At 51.6% G+C, this 1,708-nt stretch carries 2 protein-coding genes; both read left to right on the forward strand.

Going from position 1 to position 1,708, the window contains the following annotated elements:
• Positions 1-771 (forward strand): Ig-like domain-containing protein (locus tag QUB04_RS31620; protein ID WP_333290625.1); only part of this gene is annotated, 771 nt, incomplete at its 5' end.
• 173 nt (positions 772-944) lie between these two features.
• The coding region (locus QUB04_RS31625) for a hypothetical protein (protein ID WP_333290626.1) at positions 945-1,708 on the forward strand (764 nt) is incomplete at its 3' end.

Genomic DNA, 1,708 nt, shown 5'->3' on the forward strand with positions numbered 1-1,708 from the left:
GGTACGATCGCGTTTAATCCCCTCGGTGACTTCACTTATACTCCTAACGCTGGCTTTGTAGGGACTGATACCTTCACCTACAGCGTTAGCGACGGGGCTGCGACTGTCCCGGCTACGGTGAGTATCAACGTTACCAACAATCCGCCGCAGCCGCAGCCGGATACCTATAGCACCAGTGCCGGAAAAGCCCTCAGCGTAACAGTGCCGGGAGTTTTAGCCAACGACTCCGACGTAGATTTAGACACGCTGACTGCTGCGGTGGCCGCAAATCCGACGCAAGGGTCGATCGCCCTCAACAAAGACGGTTCTTTCACTTATACTCCTAACGCTGGCTTTTCTGGAACAGACACATTTACCTACACAGTCAGCGACGGAATAGTTAGCTCGGAACCGGCTACCATGACTGTAAACGTCAACAATAACCCGCCTGTAGCCAATTCTGACAGCTATACTACTGCTTTTAATACGAGTCTCAACGTGACAGGTTTGGGAGTCTTAATCAACGATACAGACCCGGAAAATGACCCGCTGACGGCGATTCTGGTGACAAATCCGGCTACAGGGTCGATCGCCCTCAACGCTAACGGTTCTTTCACCTATACTCCGAATCCTGGTTTTGCAGGGACAGACTCTTTTACCTACAAGGCGAATGATGGGAAAGCTGATTCTGCGATCGTCACGGCAAGCATTATTAGACCTCTTGCAAAAAAAATATGTGTTATACTTAAAAGTTTTCTCAAGTTTAGGTCAAACTTTGAATTATTGGGTTGATTGGCATCTCCTTAAACTTGCCCAGCCTGCTAGATTTAAAAATTGTCTAAACTTTCTATTATAGCACAAAATTATTTTGCAAGAGGTCTATTGTAAATAACCCTCCGACTCCGACTCCGACTCCGACTCCGACTCCGACTCCGACTCCTACTCCTACTCCTACTCCTACTCCCATGGAAACTCCTACTCCGACTCCAACTCCCACGGAAACCGCCACGGAAACTGCCACGGAAACTCCCACGGAAACTCCCACGGAAACTCCCACGGAAACTCCCACGGAAACTCCAAAGGAAACTGCCACGGAAACTGCCACGGAAACTCCCACGGAAACTCCCACGGAAACTCCCACGGAAACTGCCACGGAAACTGCCACGGAAACTGCCACGGAAACTCCCACGGAAACTCCCACGGAAACTGCCACGGAAACTGCCACGGAAACTCCCACGGAAACTCCAAAGGAAACTCCCACGGAAACTGCCACGGAAACTCCCACGGAAACTGCCACGGAAACTCCCACGGAAACTGCCACGGAAACTGCCACGGAAACTTCAAAGGAAACTCCCACGGAAACTCCCACGGAAACTGCCACGGAAACTGCCACGGAAACTCCCACGGAAACTGCCACGGAAACTCCCACGGAAACTCCCACGGAAACTCCAAAGGAAACTCCCACGGAAACTCCCACGGAAACTGCCACGGAAACTGCCACGGAAACTTCAAAGGAAACTCCCACGGAAACTCCAAGGGAAACTCCCACGGAAACTCCAAAGGAAACTCCCACGGAAACTGCCACGGAAACTCCCACGGAAACTCCCACGGAAACTCCCACGGAAACTGCCACGGAAACTCCCACGGAAACTCCAAAGGAAACTCCCACCGAAACTCCCACGGAAACTCCCACGGAAACTCCAAAGGAAACTCCCACGGAAACTCCCAC

The sequence above is a fragment of the Microcoleus sp. D2_18a_B4 genome, assembly GCF_036702475.1.
GTDB lineage: Bacteria > Cyanobacteriota > Cyanobacteriia > Cyanobacteriales > Microcoleaceae > Microcoleus.